This window comes from Micromonospora sp. R311, assembly GCF_056780015.1.
Genome location: NZ_JBSWCE010000001.1, coordinates 195,890 through 211,107, shown reverse-complemented (window position 1 = coordinate 211,107; position 15,218 = coordinate 195,890). Strand labels below are relative to the sequence as shown.

The following is a 15,218-nucleotide window of genomic DNA, read 5'->3' as shown; positions in this document are numbered from 1 at the left end:
GCTCAGCCGACCGGTTCGACCGTGAGGTCGACCGGCGCACCGCCGGCGAGCCGGCTGCGTTCCGCCGCGAACGCCATCCGGTGACTGTCCAGCGACTCCCGTGGCCCCGACCGCACCGCGGAGCGGTCACCGGTCGCCACCGCCGCCACGAACGCCGCCATCAGCCGCATGTCCCCACCACCGTGGCCGGAGCCGGCGTCCGCCCCACCGCCCCGGGTGTCGGTGGTGACGGTGGCGCCGGTGACGAAGTCGGTGACGTTGACCTGCTCGCCGTCGCCCTCCAGGTAGCCGTGCGTGCCCATGATCCGGGTGCGCCGGTGACCGCCGGGGGTGAAGGCGCTCATGGTCAGCGTCGCGGTCGCCCCGCCGGCGAAGGAGACCGTGACGCTCTGGTGGTCGGCGACGTCGTTGCCGCCGGCGTAGACGCAGCGCCCGTACGGGCCGTCGCGCAGCGCCGCGGCCACTCCACCGTCGGTCAGGTCGCGGGTCACCACGGACAGCGGCCACTCGTGCCGGTCCGGGTCGGCGAGGCAGTCGCCGTAGAAGCGGACGGCCGAGTACGGGCAGCGTGACTCGACCGGGCAGTCCAGGCAGCGCTCGGCGGCGCCGGAGGGCCGGTTGCCGGGGTGGAAGTGGTGCAGTCCGCCGACGCTGCTGACCCGCACCGGAGTGTCGTCCACGACGTAGCGCAGCCAGTCGAGGTCGTGGCAGCACTTGGCGAGCAGGCTGCTGGACGAGGTGTCGGCGCGGCGCCAGTTGCCGCGCACGTAGGAGTGGGCGAAGTGCCACCAGCCGACCGGTTCCAGGTGGTCCACCCCGACGATCCGGCCCAGCGCCCCGGTCTCGACGTACCGCTTCACCGCGTCGGTGTAGCGGGTGTAGCGCAGCACGTGGCAGACGGCGAGCAGCACCCCGGAGCGCTCCGCCGCCGCGGCGACCGCAGCGCACTCGGCCTCGGTCGGCGCGATCGGCTTCTCCAGCAGCACGTGGTAGCCGAGGTCGGCCAGCCGGGAGGCCGGCTCGGCGTGCTCGCGGTCGGGGGTGGCGAGCACCACCGCGTCGGCCAGCCGGGGCCGGCCCACCAGGTCCTGCCACGACTCGAACCGGGCGGGCGGCGGCACCTGGTGGGCGTCGGCGAGTGCGGTGCGGTGCGCGTCCCGGGGGTCGGCGACGGCGACGACCCGCGCGCGGTGCGGGGAGCGCAGCGCGTAGCCGGCGTAGGTGCTGCCGCGGTTGCCCGCGCCGACGATGGCCAGGGAGACGGTCATCGGAGTCCTTCACTTATTACGGGTCTGGATCGATCTGTCCAGGCGTGCGCACGATCAGTGACGGCGCGACCTCGGTACTTTCCGCCTCTAGTATCGGACAGGACCGTAAGTTAATGTACTGCGAACATGACTCCCCCGGAAGGATGCGAGATGCGTGTTCGGAAGAGCCTGTCGGCCGTTGCGGTGGCGCTCGTCGCCGCGCTCGCGACGACGGGCTGTGGCGGTTCCGGCTCCGGTGACTCGGACAAGGCCACCGTGACGATGTGGACATATCCGGTGATCGCTGACGAGGCGAAGCACCGTGCGCACTGGGACGAGACCATCAAGGCGTTCAAGGCCGCCAACCCCGACATCGAGGTGAAGGTCGAGATCTTCCCCTGGGCCAACCGGGACCAGGCGCTCGCCACCGCGATCGCCGGCAACAAGGGGCCGGACGTGGTCTACCTGATCCCCGACCAACTGCCCAAGTACGCCCGCAACATCGAGCCGGTCGACAAGTACCTCGACGACGCGGCCAAGAGCGACTACCACGAGAACGTGGTGAAGTCGGTGACCATCGACGGCAAGATGATGGGCGCGCCGATCCTCACCAGCGCGGCCACCCCGATCTGCAACAAGAAGGTCTTCCAGGCCGTCGGCGAGACGACCTACCCGACCAGCTGGAACGACCTGCTCACCCTGGCCCCGAAGTTCAAGGCCAAGGGCTACGACATCACCGCGTACGCCGGCGACGCCAAGCAGACCTTGAACCAGACCTTCTACCCGCTGCTCTGGCAGGCCGGCGGCGACGTGTTCGGCCCGGACGGCAAGTCGGTCACCTTCAACAGCGACGCTGGCAAGAAGGCGCTGAACTTCCTCAAGCAGCTCGTCGACGGCGGCTACGTCGACAAGACCCTGCTCACCACCGCCCCGCCGATCGAGCAGACCCGGATCGCGCAGAACAAGGTCGGCTGCGTCTGGCACGTGCCGGCGGCGGAGATCGAGAAGTTCTGGGGCAAGGAGAACATCCAGGTCGTCCCGCACTTCACCGAGAGCAAGCAGATCGGGTACGGCACGGTCGGCTCGCTGTCCATGCTCAAGAACGCCGAGAACAAGGAGGCGACCGGCAAGTGGATCGCCTTCGCCACCAACGCTGACAACAGCAAGAAGTACGACGTCGGTGCCGGCCTCTTCTCCGCGCGGAAGTCCACCGGCTCGCTCTACACCGGCGACCCCGTCTTCGGCGAGCAGGAGAAGCACGTGGGCACCAGCACCGTCGGCCCGCTGCACGAGAAGGCCCGCGACGTCCAGGGCGTCCTCTCCCCGGAGATCCAGGCCGCCCTGCTCGGCAAGAAGTCGGTGGAGCAGGCGCTCGACGACGCGGCGAAGGCCGCCGCCCCGCTGCTCGGCTGATTCCTGGCCCGGCTCGCGGTGGGCGTAACCTGCCCACCGCGAGCCGCCCAGCGACCGCGAGCCGCTGAGAAAGGGTTGTCAGATGGTTGCACTACCGGGGACGCCGGTCCGGCGGCTGCGCCGGCCGTCCGCCCGCGAGGCCGGCTCGGCCCTGCTGTTCGTCCTGCCGTTCCTGCTGCTCTTCGCCGTCTTCCGGTTCGGCCCGGCGATCGCCGGGGTCATCCTCGGCTTCACCGACTACACCGTCGGCGGTGAGACCAGCTGGACCGGCCTGGAGAACTTCCGCCGGCTCGTCGACGACCCGACCTTCTGGTCGGCGCTGCGCGTGACGGTCATCTTCACCGCGCTGTCCGTACCGCTGTCGATGCTGGCCTCGCTCGGCATGGCGCTGCTGACCCGCCGCGCCTTCCGCGGCGCGAAGCTCTTCCGGTCGGTCTTTTTCCTCCCGGTGGTGACCAGCCTGGTGCTCGCCGGCGTGGTTTTCAGCTGGGTCTTCTCCGAGGGCGGCCCCTGGTCGCGGGCGATGGGCGCACTCGGCCTGCCGGCGCAGTCCTGGCTGGCCGACAGCGTGCTGGTCATCCCGGCCCTGGTGCTGGTCTCGGTCTGGTCCCGCTTCGGCTACGGCATGCTCATCCTGCTCGCCCGGCTCCAGGACATCCCGGCCGAACTGGAGGAGGCGGCGCTGACCGACGGCGCCTCGGCCTGGCAGCGGTTCCGCTACGTCACGCTGCCGCAGCTGCGACCCGCGCTGTTCTTCGTCGCCATCATCGAGACCACCGTGTCGTTCCAGGTCTTCGACATGATCTACGTGATGACCGGCGGCGGCCCGGTACGTGCCAGCTACAGCCTCGTCTACCTGCTCTACGACCAGGGCTTCAAGTACTTCGACCTGGGTTACGCCAGTGCGGTCGGGGTCGCCCTGTTCGTGATGACGATCGTCGTGGCGCTGATCCAGCGGCTGACCCTCGGGAGGGAAGATTGACATCCTCCCGGCCCTGAACGGCCGGGATTCTCACCGTCGCCCGTGAGGTTTCCTGTTTCATCGCCGATTGCCCGCTGGGAGGCTTCCCCTTGAGGTCTTACGTCAGCTCCGCAGGCGTTTTACCTCTCCGCCAGCCCGGCGGCGAGGATGTTCTTGGCGGCGTTGATGTCGCGGTCGTGCGCAACCCCGCAACGGGGGCACGTCCAGGTGCGGACGTTGAGTGTGAGCATGGTGTTGACCTGTCCGCACGCCGAGCAGGTCTTGGACGACGGGTACCACCTGTCGACGCAGATCACCTCACGCCCGTACCAAACGGCCTTGTACTCCAGCATGCTGCGGAACTGGGACCAAGCTGCGTCGGAGATGACGCGGGCCAGGCGGTGGTTGCGGAGCATGTTGCGCACGCTGAGATTTTCGATTACGACCGTTTGATTCTCGCGGACGAGTCGAGTGGTCAGCTTGTGCAGGTGGTCCCGACGCCGGTCGGCGATACGGGCGTGGATGCGGGCTACCTTGAGCCGGGCCTTCGCCCGGTTCACGGAGCCCTTCTCCTTGCGGGCGAGGTCCCGCTGGGCCTTGGCGAGCTTGCGCCGGTCGGCCTGCCCGAAACGTGGGTTGGCCACTTTGCCCTGCTCGTCGCTCACCCCAAGGATCTGGCGGGTCAGGGTGAGCAGGCTGGTGATGCCCGCGTCCACGCCGACCTCGGCCACGACGGGCGGCAAGGGCTTCACCGTCTGGTCCTCGACCAGGATGGCCAGGAACCAGCGGCCGGCCGAGTCCCGGGACACAGTGACCGTGGACGGTTTCGCCCTCTCGGGCAGGGGCCGAGACCACACTATGTCCAGCGGGGTGTTCATCTTGGCCAGAGTGAGCTGCCTCTCCCGCCAGCGGAACGCCGAGCGGGTGAACTCCGCCGACGCCCGAGATTTGCGCTTGGACTTGAACCGCGGGTACCGGGCCCGCTTGTCCCAGAACGCCCCGAACGCGCGCTGCAGATGCCGCAGCGCTTGCTGAAGGGGAACCGACGACACCTCGTTGAGAAAAGCAAACTCCCGCATGCGCTTCCACTCTGTCAGCCACGCCGAAGACTGCGCATACGTGATGTGCTGCTGATCGACCGCCCACGCCCGGGTACGCGCCTCCAGCGCCAGGTTGTAGACCAGGCGAACGCACCCGAACGTGCGGTTCAACTGCTCAACCTGCTCCGAGGACGGGTAGAAGCGGTACTTGTACGCCCGCTTCACGCCACCCACGCCTCACCTTATCGTCCATGTGAGACAATCATCGAAGGGAGGGAGCGGCGTGTCCTTCCGGCCGTGAACGGTCGGGTTTCCACGCCGCAACTCCGATGACCGACACCATCACGCCCCCGGCCACCGCCGCTCCGGCCGCCGCAACGCACCGGCGCGCCTACCGTGCCGGCCGGGCCGGGCGGGGCTGGGTGGTCGGACGCACCGCATTGCTGCTGGCCGGCGCCCTGCTCACCCTCTTCCCCTTCTACGCGATGGTCGTGCTGTCGTTCAAACCGACCGGGCCGGTCACCTTCCCGGACAGCCTGCTGCCCTGGCCGTTCTCGACCGAGGCGTACGACCAGGTGATCGGCGCGAAGAGCGTGTTGCGCTGGATGTGGAACACCGTCGTCTACTCGGTGGTGTCGGTGGTCGGCGTGCTGCTGTTCGCCTCGATGGCCGGCTACGCCTTCGCCAAGAAGCGGTTCCCCGGCAAGGAGACGATGTTCTGGTCGTTCCTGGCGATGCTGATGGTGCCGTACCACGTCACGATGATCCCGACGTTCATCATCATCTCCGAGCTGAACGGCGTGGACACCTACTGGGGCATGATCGTGCCGACGCTGGCCAACGCCCAGGCGGTGTTCCTCATGCGGCAGTTCATCGCGTCGCTGCCCGACTCGCTGTTCGAGGCGGCCCGCCTCGACGGCTGCTCCGAGTGGCGGGTGTACGTCTCGATCGTGCTGCCGTTGATCAAGCCGATCCTGGCCACCCTGGGCGTCTTCGTCTTCCTCTGGCACTGGAACGACTTCCTGTGGCCGCTCATCGTCGGGCAGAGCCTCGACATGCGGACGCTCACCACCGGCATCGCGTCCCTGCAACAGGAGAACGTGGCGTTGAACATGCTGCTCGCCGGGTCGGTGGTGGCCTTCGTGCCGATCTTCATGGCCTACCTGATCGGCCAGCGGTACTTCCAGGAGGGCGTCTCCACCACGGGTATCAAGGGGTGAGCGTCATCGCGGTGGCGGCGACGCCGGACGTCCGCGAGCTGTTCCTCGGCCCCGACACCCGCGCCGCGCTGCGCGGGCTGGGCGAGGTGCGGCTGCCGGCCGACGGCGCCGACGTCGGCGACCCGCGGGTGCTGGCGGACCTGCTCGCCGACGCCGACGTCGTCGTCACCGGCTGGGGCACGGCCCCGTTGACGGCCGCGGTGCTCGCCGCCGCGCCCCGGCTGCGACTGCTCGCGCACACCGGGGCCAGCGTGAAACCGTTCGTCACCCCCGAGAGCTTCGCCCGCGGGGTGCGCGTCACCCAGGCCGGCGAGGCGATGGCGTACGCGGTGGGGGAGCAGGCGCTCGCGCTCACCCTCGCCCTGCTGCACCGGCTGCACCGGTTCGACCACACGCTGCGCGGCGGGGTCGACTGGGCGGTCGCGAAGGCCGCCCCGCCCCGACGGGAGCTGCGCGGGGCGACGGTCGGCGTGGTCGGCGCGTCCCGGACCGGCCGGGCGTACCTCGCTCTGGTGCGGGCGCTGGGGGCGCGGGTGCTGGTGGCCGACCCCTACCTGTCCGACGCGGAGGCCGCGACGCTCGGCGTGGAACGGGTCGGCCTCGACGACCTGCTCGCCCGCAGCCTGGTGGTCTCCCTGCACGCGCCGGTGCTGCCGGAGACCGTCGGGATGATCGGGGCGCGCGAGCTCGCCCGGCTGCCGGACGGGGCGCTGCTGGTCAACACCGCCCGCTCGGCGCTGGTGGACGAGGCCGCGCTGCTGGCCGCGCTGCGCACCGGGCGGATCGACGCCGCGCTGGACGTGTTCGACGCCGAGCCGTTGCCGGTCGACCATCCGTTCCGCCGGCTGCCGAACGTGCTGCTGACACCGCACGAGGCGGCCGGGACGGTGGAGTCGCGGCGGCGGGCCGGCGCGATCGTGGTGGCCGAGATCGACCGGTTCCTACGCGGGCGACCGCTTGTCCACGAGGTGCGGCCGGAGCAGCTCGACCGGACCGGCTGACCGCCGCTGACCTGCGCTGGCGCGGCCGGCGGCGGGAGAAGTAGCCTCTGCGCTCATGCGCATCGCTCTGGCCGGACTCGCCACCAGTCACCCCTACACCGACGCCCGCGCGCTGCGCGACCACGCGGAGCTGGTGGTGTGGGAGCCCGACCCGCAGCGGCTGGCGCGGTTCCGGGCCGAGCAGCCGGAGGTGGCGGTGGCGCCGGACCTGGCCGCGCTGCTGGCGACCGGCCCGGACGGCGTGGTCCTCACCGTCCCCACCCCGGAGGTGCCGGACGCGCTGGCCCAGGTGCTGGCCCGCGAGCTGCCCTGCTTCGTCAACAAGCCGGCCGCCGCGACCGTCGGTCAGCTCGACCGGTTGGAACGCGTCGTGGCGCGGGCGCCGGAGCTGGTGCTCACCTCCTCGGTGCTGCGCTTCGCGCCGGACTTCGTCGCGTTCGACGTGCCGCGCGAGGAGGTGCTGTCGGTCCGGGCCACCGTGCGGCACGACGTCGGGCTCTGGGCCACCGGTTACAACCCGTGGCAGGACGACCCGGCGGTCGGCGGCGGCACGCTGGTGATGATGGGCCTGCACGGTGTGGAGCTGCTGGTCGCGCTGCTCGGGCCGGCGGTACGGCTGGTCGGGGCCGCCGGCGCCGTACGCCACCACCGTGGACTGCGCTCGGAGGACACCGGGCTGCTCGCCCTGCAGTGGGACGACGGGGTGCCCGGCACCGTGGAGGTGCTCGGGGTCAGCCAGGGCGAGGCCTACGAGGTGACCGTCCACACCGCGGGCGGAGAGCAGCGGGTGGTGCTGCGCGGCGGCGCCGACGAACTCGGCTACCGGGCCACCATCGACGCCTTCCTCGGCATGGTCCGCGGCGCGCCGAGCCCGGTGCCGTGGGCGCAGACCCGCGCCGTGCTGGGCGCCCTCGCCGCGGCCCGCGCCACGGCCTGACCGGCGTAGCGGTGCGCCCGGCGGCCCGGCCCGCGAACCGGGCCGTGCGCGCCACGGCGTGACCCGTGGAACAGGTTGTGCGGGCCACCCGGCTGCGCGCGCCGGCGGCGCGACCTGCGTCGCCGGCGCGTTCCGCCGTGCCTGCCGTACCGCTGCCGAATCGAGCCACCGGCCCGGGCACCTTGACGCCCCTCTAGCCGGAAGTTACGGTCATGACCGTTACTTCGGAAGGGGTGTGGTGGCATGCGTACGGTGGCGGAACTGGAGGACCGGCTCTCCCGCCCGCGGGACGTCCTGGTGGACGACCTGCGCAAGCTCGACGGGGACATCCTGATCCTCGGCGCGGGCGGCAAGCTGGGGCCGAGCCTGGTCCGGCTGGCGCTGCGCGGGGTGGCCGCGGCCGGCACCGGTGCCCGGGTCGTCGCCGTGTCGCGCTTCTCCGAGGCCGGCCTCGCCGACGCGCTGCGCGACGAGGGCGCCGTGGTGGTGGAGGCGGACGTCGCCGACGACGCGGCGCTGGCCGCGCTGCCCGACGCGGCGAACGTGGTCTTCCTGGTCGGCGCCAAGTTCGGCACCTCGGGCCGGGAACACGCCACCTGGGCCACCAACGCCTACCTGCCCGGCCGGGTCGCGCAGCGTTTCGCCGGGTCGCGGCTGGTGGCGCTGAGCACCGGCAACGTCTACCCGCTGGTGCCGGTGACCGCCGGCGGCTGCGTCGAGCAGACACCGGTCCAGCCGGTCGGCGAGTACGCGATGTCCTGCCTCGGCCGCGAGCGCGTCCTCACCCACTTCGCGCTGCGCGACCACATCCCGCTGGCCCTGATCCGGCTCAACTACGCCGTCGAGATGCGCTACGGCGTGCTGGTCGACATCGCCCGCGCGGTGCACGCCGGCGAGGCCGTGGACCTCACCATGGGGCACGCCAACGTCGTCTGGCAGGGCTACGCCAACGAGGTCGTCCTGCGGGCCCTGCACCACACCGGCACCCCGCCGTTCGTGCTGAACCTGACCGGGCCGGAGCTGGTCTCGGTCCGGCAGGTGGCCACCGCGGTCGCCGCGCGGCTGGGCCGGGAGCCGCTCTTCGCCGGCGCCGAGGCGCCGACCGCGCTGCTGTCCAACGCCCAGCTCTGCCACCGCCTCTTCGGCTACCCCGACCTGCCGCTCGCCGAGCTGATCGAGCTGACGGCCGACTGGGTCGCCGATGGCCAGCCCCTGCTCGGCAAGCCGACCGGATTCCAGCGCCGCGACGGCAAGTTCTAGGAGAGACCGTGTTGACCGCATCGAGCACCCGACAGGCCGCCGCCCTGGCCCGGTTCCAGCGCGGGTGCGTCATCCCCGCCCACCCGCTCGCCCTGGACGCCGACCGCAGACTCGACGAGCGCCGGCAGCGGGCGCTGACCCGCTACTACCTCGCCTCCGGCGCGGGCGGCATCGCCGTCGGCGTGCACACCACCCAGTTCGCCATCCACGATCCGAAGGTGGGGCTGCTCGCCCCGGTGCTGGAACTGGCCGCCGAGACCGCGGCGGGCTCCGACGCCGTCCTGGTCGCCGGCGCCTGCGGGGACACCGCCCAGGCCGTCGCCGAGGCGGAACTCGCCGCCTCGCTCGGCTACCACCTGGTGCTGCTGTCGCCGTACGGGCCGCTGGACGAGGACGCCCTCGTCGAGCGGGCCCGGGCGGTCGGCGAGGTGCTGCCGGTGATCGGCTTCTACCTGCAACCGGCCGTCGGTGGCCGGGAGCTGTCCCGAACCTTCTGGGCCCGGCTGGCCGCCCTCGACTCGGTGGTCGGCATCAAGGTGGCGCCGTTCGACCGCTACCGCACCCTCGACGTGCTGCACGGCGTCTGCGCGGCCGGTCGCAACGGCGACCTCGCCCTCTACACCGGCAACGACGACCACATCCTCGCCGACCTGGTGGCCCCGCACCGGGTCATCCTCGACGGGCGGACGGTGGAGGTCGAGTTCGTCGGTGGGCTGCTCGGCCAGTGGGCGGTCTGGGCGGGCACCGCGGTGACGCTGCTCGACGAGGCCCGCCGGGCCCGCGCCGGCGACGACGCCGCGTTGCGCCGGCTGCTCACCCTGGACGGTCACCTGACCGACGCGAACGCGGCCATCTTCGACGCCGCCAACGGCTACCACGGCTGTATCCCCGGCATCCACGAGGTGCTGCGCCGGCAGGGTCTGCTGGCCGGCCGCTGGTGCCTCGACCCGGCCGAGGAGCTCTCCCCGGGGCAGTTGGCCGAACTCGACCGGGTGCACCGCGCCTACCCGCACCTGCGCGACGACGACTTCGTCGCCGAACACCTGCACGACTGGCTCTCCTGACCACCCCTCCTCCGGCGCGGGCCTGCTCAACTCGCGTTGATCATGAGGTTGGCGGCGGTTCCGGAGATCGACTCCGCCGCTAACCTCATGATCAACCGCTCGGGCACGGGTGCGGAGGGGTTAGAGGGTCAGGCGGTAGAGGGTGAGGGGGCGGCCGCTGGTGCCGGAGGCGAGGTTGCCGGTCCGCTCGGCCAGGCCGGCCAGTTCCAGGCGGTGCAGCATCCGCCGGGCGGTGCGTTGCTGCACCCGGAGCTGGTCGGCCACCTCCCGGCTGGTGAGCGGCTCGTCGCCGACCGCCGTGCGCACCTCCCGCAGCCGCAGCAGGGTGGGCACCGACAGGCCGACCCGCTGGGCGATGACCGCCAGGTTCCCCTCCGACGGCGCCGGGGCCGGCGTGGTCGACTCGAGCACGATGTCGGTCTCGCCGCGCAGCGACAGCACCGCCGTGATGGGGCCGACCCGGCGGGCGCGGCTCAGCGCGCGGCGGGCCAGGTTCTCCGCCTCGGCGGCGCTGCGTCCCAGCCCGAAGCCGATCTGCACCCGCTCGTGCCGGTCGGCGAGGCGGCGCAGCATCGGCAGTGCGGTGAACCCGCCGGTCGCGTCGTGCAGCGGGCCGCGGGTGGTGACGATCAGGTACGTGTCGGCGGCGAACCGGGCGAGCGTGCCGCCGAGCCCGGCCACCTCCTTGAGCAGCCCGTCGTCGCCGTCGGGCAGGCTGGCCAGCCCGAGCGCGATCTGGGCGTCCTCCTGGGCCTGGCTGCCGACGTGCAGCAGGAGCTGGCGCAGCGCGGTGCGGACCGAGTGGTTCGACGGGGCGAGGCGGAACGCCGCCATCTCGTGGCGCAGCACCTCGTAGACCGAGCTGATGCAGGTGACGGCGACGTCCGCGCCGGCCTTGCGCTGCCGGCGGTGGAAGGCGATCACGTCGTCGGAGTCGAGGCCGCTGCGGTACGGCAGCGACCGGACCCGGTCCACCGGCAGGCCCGCCTCACCGAAGGTGGTGGCGACGTCGGCGCCGGTGACCGTGTCGATCGACATCCGGGTCACGTCGTGCCCGGCGCGCAACAGCCGCACGGCGGCCTGGAGCAGGGTCGCGCCGGTGTAGTCGACGAAGACCGCCGGGCGGTTGAGCGCGTTCGCCTCCCGGGCCAGGGTGTAGGGCACGACGCCGGTGAACAGCCACGCCTCCACCTGACCGGCGTGCGCCTCGGCGAGCGCCGGAGCCTGCGACTCGTGGTCGTAGTGCAGCCGCCGGGCGGTGACGCCGGGCTGCTCCTCGCAGGTGGCGGCCACGTCATCGACCAGGTCGTGCGGACCGATGACCCCGATCTCGATGGTCACCGCTGCCTCCTGTCGGGGGGTTGCATTGTTCGCAGCACAAGATTACGGTCAGGCCCGGTATTACTGAAAGCCCGGGAGGGTGCGTGTCGTCGTTTCCCAGCATGGCCGACGCCAGCGGCCGGACGATCGGCGCGGAGGAGTTGGCCGCGGTCAGCCGGGTGCTCCAGTCGGGCATGCTCAGCTCGGTCTGGGGCACTGAGGTCCGCGCCCTGGAGCGCGAGATGGCCGACCGCCATGGAGTGTCGCACGCCGTGGCCGCCAGTTCCGGAACCGCGGCCCTGCACCTGGCCGTCGCGGCCGTCGCGCCGGACCCTGGCGACGAGATCATCACCTCTCCGATCAGCGACTTCGGCACGGTCGCGCCCATTCTCGCGCAGAACGCGGTGCCGGTGTTCGCCGACGTCGATCCGTACACCGGCAACCTGGATCCCGCGGCGGTCGCCGCCGCGATCGGGCCGCGCACCCGGGCGATCCTCGCGGTGCACCTGTTCGGCGCCGCCGCCGACCTGCGCGCGGTCGCCGACTCCGCCGGCGTGCCGCTGATCGAGGACTGCGCGCAGGCCTGGCTCACCCGCTACCCGGACGGCACCCTGGCCGGCACGGCCGGCGCGATCGGCTGCTTCAGCCTCCAGCAGTGGAAGCACATCACCTGCGGCGACGGTGGCCTGGCCGTCACCGACGACCCGGCGCTGGCCCGCCGGATGCGGCTCTTCGCCGACAAGGGCTGGCCGCGCGACGAGGCCCGCCGGCACGTCGGCCTCGGCCTGAACTACCGGATGACCGAGCTGGCCGGCGCCGTGGCCCGGGCCCAACTGGCGAAGCTGCCCGGGGTGCTCGCCGACCGGCGACGCACCGCCCGGCGCCTGGTCGCCGCGCTGGCCGACCTGCCCGGCGTGCACCTGCCGGCAGACGTGGACGCGCACGCCTGGTGGCTGTTCCCGATCGTGCTGGACCCGCCGCTGACCAACCACGAGGTGGCCGGGAAACTCGCCGCCGCCGGGGTACCGGCCCGCGCCGGCTACCTCGACCAGCCCCTGCACTGCGCCCCGGCGCTGACCGAGGCGCCCGTCTACGGCACCTCCCGCTTCCCCCTCACCGTGCCACCGGCGGACCGGCTGCCGACCTACGGCCCCGGCGCGTTCCCCGTCGCCGAGCGGCTCATCGCGCGGACCCTGCTGGTGGTCGACTGGAACGAGCGGTACACCGACGCGCACGTCGACGAGATCGCCCGGGCCGTCCGCACGGCGGTGACCCCGTGATCGCGCCGGCCGCCGCCGCGCTGCGCGACCGGCTGCGCTGGCGGCTGGTCGCCGCCACCGCCACCCCGGTGGACGCGGGCGGCGTCGTCGACGCGGGCGTGCTCGACCGGTACCTGCGCGGGCTGGTGTCCGACGGCGCGGACGCCCTCGCCGTGTGCGCCCACACCGGCCGCGGCCCCTACCTCGACGCGGCGACCCGCGACCTGGTCGTCCGCTGCGCCGTCGACAGCGGGGTGCCGGTGATCGTCGGGGTGGGCGGCCGGCCGGGGGAGCGCACCGACGAGGTGGCCGCGCAGGCCGCCCGGGCGGCCGCCCTCGGCGCGTCCGGCCTGCTGGTCTTCCCCGTCGACGGTGACGCCGTCGACCACCACGACGCCGTCTGGCGCGCCGCCGGGCTGCCGATGCTCGCCTTCGACCTCTACAGCCGGCCCTACCCGGCGCCGCGGCTGGCGGCCCTGCTGGACCACCCCGGCGTCGCCGGAGTCAAGGTGGCCCGGCTGCACGACGCCCTCGCCTGCCAGGCGGCCCTGGCCGCGGCCCACCGGGCGGACCGGCTGGCGGTCACCGGCGAGGACCGGATGTTCGGGCCGTCGCTGATGTGGGGGGCCGAGGCGGCCCTGGTCGGTCTGGCCGCCGCCGCGGTCCCGGTCACCGCCCGGGTGCTGCGGGCGTACGCCGACAAGCGCTACGACGAGTTCCTCACCGCCTCCGCCGAGCTCGACCGGCTCGCCGAGGTGACGTTCACCGAACCGATGGAAGGCTACGTGCAACGCATGCTCTGGATCGCCGCCGAGGAGGGGCGGATCCCGGTGGACCACGCGGGTGACCCGCACGCCCCGGCGCTGCCCGACGGCGACCGGGACCGGGTGCTGCGAGTGGCGGGGCGCCGGTGACCGGCAACCCGTTCGCCGCCGGCGACCTGCCGCCGGTCACCCTCGACATCGACGTGCTCGTCGGTCGGTACGCCGACCGGCCGGGGCCCACCGGCGAGCCGGCGGCGGTCACCGCGACGCTGGCCGCCAACGGCGTCGAACGGGCGGCCGTGGCCAGCCTGCGGGCGGCCCTGTTCGACGCCCGCAGCGGCAACGACGAGGCGTCCGCCCTCGCCGGCCCCGGCGTGCTGCCGGTGGGCGGGCTGGACCTGCGCGACCCGCTCGGTGCCGAGCGGGAGGTCGTCCGGCTCGCCGAGCGCGGCTTCCGGGCCGTCCGGCTCTTCCCCGACGAGCAGCACGTCGAGCCGGACTTCCCGGCGGTGCGGCACGTCGCCCGGCGGGCGGCCGAGGCCGGCCTGGTCATCCTGACCGGCGGGGACGTCCGCCGGTTCTGGCGGCCGCTGCGCGGCACGACCGTGGTCTTCCTCGACACGCACTTCTACCACCTGGGCGACTTCGTGGTGGCGGCCCGCGACGAGCCGGGCTTCCACACCTCCACCCGGCTGCTCAACTCGCCGGACGCGCTGGAGACCGTCGCCGCCCACGTCGGCGTGGAGCGCCTGCTGTACGGCTCCCGCACCCCGTTCTACGAGCCCGTCGTGCCACGGTTGCGACTGGCCCGGGCCGGGCTCGGCCCGTCCGCGGTGGCGGCGGTGACGGGCGGGAACGCCCACCGGATCCTGGGACTGGCCCGATGATCATCGACGTGCACGCCCACTGGGGACCGTGGTTCTTCAGCATGGAGGTCGGCGCGGTCGCCACCAACCTCGCGGTGATGGACCGGTACGGCATCGACCTGGCCGTCGTCTCCGCCACCGAGGCGGTGATCTACGACGTGGCCGCCGGCAACCGGGCGATGGCCCGGGTGCTGGAGAGCAGCGACCGGCTGCTCGGTTACCTGACGGTCAACCCGCGCCGGCTCGACGACGCCGAACGGGACCTGCGGGACCTGCTGCCGACCGGCCGGTTCGTCGGCGTGAAGATCCACACTGACTACACCGGCTCGCCGGCGAACTCCCCGCAGACCCGGGCGGCGCTGGAACTGGCCGCCGCGCACGACCTGCCCGCCCTCGTGCACACCTGGGACGCGACGCCGCTCGACCTGGCCCAGGCGGTCGCGGACATCCCCGGGGCGCGCGCCATCGCCGGGCACATGGGCGCGAACGGCTGGCGGCACGCCATCGAGGCGGCCAACGGGGTGGATCGGCTCTGGCTGGAGCCCTGCTTCTCGCACACCGAGGCGGGACGCTTCGCCGCGGTGGCGGCGGCGGTCAACCCCGAGCGGCTGCTCTTCGGCACCGACGCCACGCTGATCGACCCGGCCGCCGCGTACGGGGCGGTGCTCGCCGCCGACCTCGACGCGAAGCTGGCCGAGCGGGTCGCCTGGCGCAACGCCGCCGAGCTGTTCCGCCTCGACGTCTCCTGACGCCGCGCCGGCCCGGCGGCGGCACCCGACAGGCCGCCGGGGCCGCGCGCTGGCGGGCCGCCTCCCGTTCGGCGGACGGCCCGCGAGGCGGTACGTGCCGCCGGTGCCCGCCCTACG

Annotated in this window: 14 protein-coding genes; 11 read left to right on the top strand and 3 right to left on the bottom strand. The window is 72.9% G+C overall.

What is annotated here, in order from left to right; genetic code table 11:
• Positions 1 to 2 precede the first annotated feature (2 nt).
• Positions 3 to 1,268 carry a Gfo/Idh/MocA family protein gene (locus AC1WTP_RS00980; RefSeq protein WP_481647336.1) on the bottom strand — a complete coding sequence of 422 codons (1,266 nt, stop codon included), beginning with the start codon at positions 1,266 to 1,268 and terminating at the stop codon, positions 3 to 5.
• A 150-nt stretch (positions 1,269 to 1,418) separates the two neighbouring features.
• Between AC1WTP_RS00980 and AC1WTP_RS00975 the strand changes: the two genes are divergently transcribed.
• The gene (locus AC1WTP_RS00975) at positions 1,419 to 2,660 is read left to right on the top strand and encodes an ABC transporter substrate-binding protein (protein WP_481647335.1); all 1,242 of its coding nucleotides are present in this window, start codon (positions 1,419 to 1,421) and stop codon (positions 2,658 to 2,660) included.
• A gap of 82 nt (positions 2,661 to 2,742) precedes the next feature.
• Entirely contained in the window at positions 2,743 to 3,642 is a 900-nt protein-coding gene (locus tag AC1WTP_RS00970; protein WP_481647334.1) for a carbohydrate ABC transporter permease, read from the top strand.
• A gap of 119 nt (positions 3,643 to 3,761) precedes the next feature.
• Here AC1WTP_RS00970 and AC1WTP_RS00965 read toward each other — a convergent pair whose 3' ends face one another.
• Positions 3,762 to 4,895, bottom strand: coding sequence for an RNA-guided endonuclease InsQ/TnpB family protein (locus AC1WTP_RS00965; RefSeq protein WP_481647333.1), 1,134 nt, complete (start codon positions 4,893 to 4,895; stop codon positions 3,762 to 3,764).
• Between the two features lie 95 nt (positions 4,896 to 4,990).
• On the opposite strand from AC1WTP_RS00965, the gene AC1WTP_RS00960 reads away from it, so the two are divergent.
• The 5 genes from AC1WTP_RS00960 to AC1WTP_RS00940 all read left to right on the top strand — a co-directional run bounded on the left by AC1WTP_RS00960 (position 4,991) and on the right by AC1WTP_RS00940 (position 10,143).
• Positions 4,991 to 5,881, top strand: a complete 891-nt coding sequence (locus AC1WTP_RS00960; protein WP_481647332.1) for a carbohydrate ABC transporter permease — start codon at positions 4,991 to 4,993, stop codon at positions 5,879 to 5,881.
• The gene (locus AC1WTP_RS00955; protein WP_481647331.1) at positions 5,878 to 6,882 is read left to right on the top strand and encodes a hydroxyacid dehydrogenase; all 1,005 of its coding nucleotides are present in this window, start codon (positions 5,878 to 5,880) and stop codon (positions 6,880 to 6,882) included. The genes AC1WTP_RS00960 and AC1WTP_RS00955 overlap by 4 nt, the downstream gene beginning before the upstream one ends.
• A 55-nt stretch (positions 6,883 to 6,937) precedes the next feature.
• A complete protein-coding gene (locus tag AC1WTP_RS00950) occupies positions 6,938 to 7,819 on the top strand; it encodes a Gfo/Idh/MocA family protein (RefSeq protein WP_481647330.1) in 882 nt (293 codons plus the stop codon).
• Between the two features lie 243 nt (positions 7,820 to 8,062).
• Complete coding sequence (locus AC1WTP_RS00945; RefSeq protein ID WP_481647329.1) at positions 8,063 to 9,079, top strand: NAD-dependent epimerase/dehydratase family protein; 1,017 nt, start codon at positions 8,063 to 8,065, stop codon at positions 9,077 to 9,079.
• 8 nt (positions 9,080 to 9,087) lie between these two features.
• Positions 9,088 to 10,143: a dihydrodipicolinate synthase family protein gene (locus AC1WTP_RS00940; protein ID WP_481647328.1), complete on the top strand. Its 1,056-nt coding sequence runs from the start codon at positions 9,088 to 9,090 to the stop codon at positions 10,141 to 10,143.
• Between the two features lie 120 nt (positions 10,144 to 10,263).
• Here AC1WTP_RS00940 and AC1WTP_RS00935 read toward each other — a convergent pair whose 3' ends face one another.
• The gene (locus AC1WTP_RS00935) at positions 10,264 to 11,484 is read right to left on the bottom strand and encodes a hypothetical protein (protein ID WP_481647327.1); all 1,221 of its coding nucleotides are present in this window, start codon (positions 11,482 to 11,484) and stop codon (positions 10,264 to 10,266) included.
• A gap of 83 nt (positions 11,485 to 11,567) precedes the next feature.
• On the opposite strand from AC1WTP_RS00935, the gene AC1WTP_RS00930 reads away from it, so the two are divergent.
• From AC1WTP_RS00930 to AC1WTP_RS00915, 4 genes are read left to right on the top strand one after another with little or no spacing between them, the layout of a single operon-like run.
• Positions 11,568 to 12,743 (top strand): DegT/DnrJ/EryC1/StrS family aminotransferase, encoded by a 1,176-nt coding sequence (locus tag AC1WTP_RS00930; protein WP_481647326.1) that lies wholly within the window; start codon positions 11,568 to 11,570, stop codon positions 12,741 to 12,743.
• Entirely contained in the window at positions 12,740 to 13,636 is an 897-nt protein-coding gene (locus tag AC1WTP_RS00925) for a dihydrodipicolinate synthase family protein (RefSeq protein WP_481647325.1), read from the top strand. Before AC1WTP_RS00930 ends, AC1WTP_RS00925 begins: the two co-directional genes overlap by 4 nt.
• Entirely contained in the window at positions 13,633 to 14,373 is a 741-nt protein-coding gene (locus tag AC1WTP_RS00920) for an amidohydrolase family protein (protein WP_481647324.1), read from the top strand. The genes AC1WTP_RS00925 and AC1WTP_RS00920 overlap by 4 nt, the downstream gene beginning before the upstream one ends.
• A complete protein-coding gene (locus AC1WTP_RS00915; protein WP_481647323.1) occupies positions 14,370 to 15,101 on the top strand; it encodes an amidohydrolase family protein in 732 nt (243 codons plus the stop codon). Before AC1WTP_RS00920 ends, AC1WTP_RS00915 begins: the two co-directional genes overlap by 4 nt.
• Positions 15,102 to 15,218 lie beyond the last annotated feature (117 nt).

What these genes read in the sequence shown, in the direction of transcription:
- AC1WTP_RS00980 (WP_481647336.1), bottom strand. Translation starts at nt 1,268, where the DNA reads ATGACCGTCTCCCTGGCCATCGTCGGCGCGGGCAACCGCGGCAGCACC.
- AC1WTP_RS00975 (WP_481647335.1), top strand. Translation starts at nt 1,419, where the DNA reads ATGCGTGTTCGGAAGAGCCTGTCGGCCGTTGCGGTGGCGCTCGTCGCC.
- AC1WTP_RS00970 (WP_481647334.1), top strand. Translation starts at nt 2,743, where the DNA reads ATGGTTGCACTACCGGGGACGCCGGTCCGGCGGCTGCGCCGGCCGTCC.
- AC1WTP_RS00960 (WP_481647332.1), top strand. Translation starts at nt 4,991, where the DNA reads ATGACCGACACCATCACGCCCCCGGCCACCGCCGCTCCGGCCGCCGCA.
- AC1WTP_RS00950 (WP_481647330.1), top strand. Translation starts at nt 6,938, where the DNA reads ATGCGCATCGCTCTGGCCGGACTCGCCACCAGTCACCCCTACACCGAC.
- AC1WTP_RS00945 (WP_481647329.1), top strand. Translation starts at nt 8,063, where the DNA reads ATGCGTACGGTGGCGGAACTGGAGGACCGGCTCTCCCGCCCGCGGGAC.
- AC1WTP_RS00915 (WP_481647323.1), top strand. Translation starts at nt 14,370, where the DNA reads ATGATCATCGACGTGCACGCCCACTGGGGACCGTGGTTCTTCAGCATG.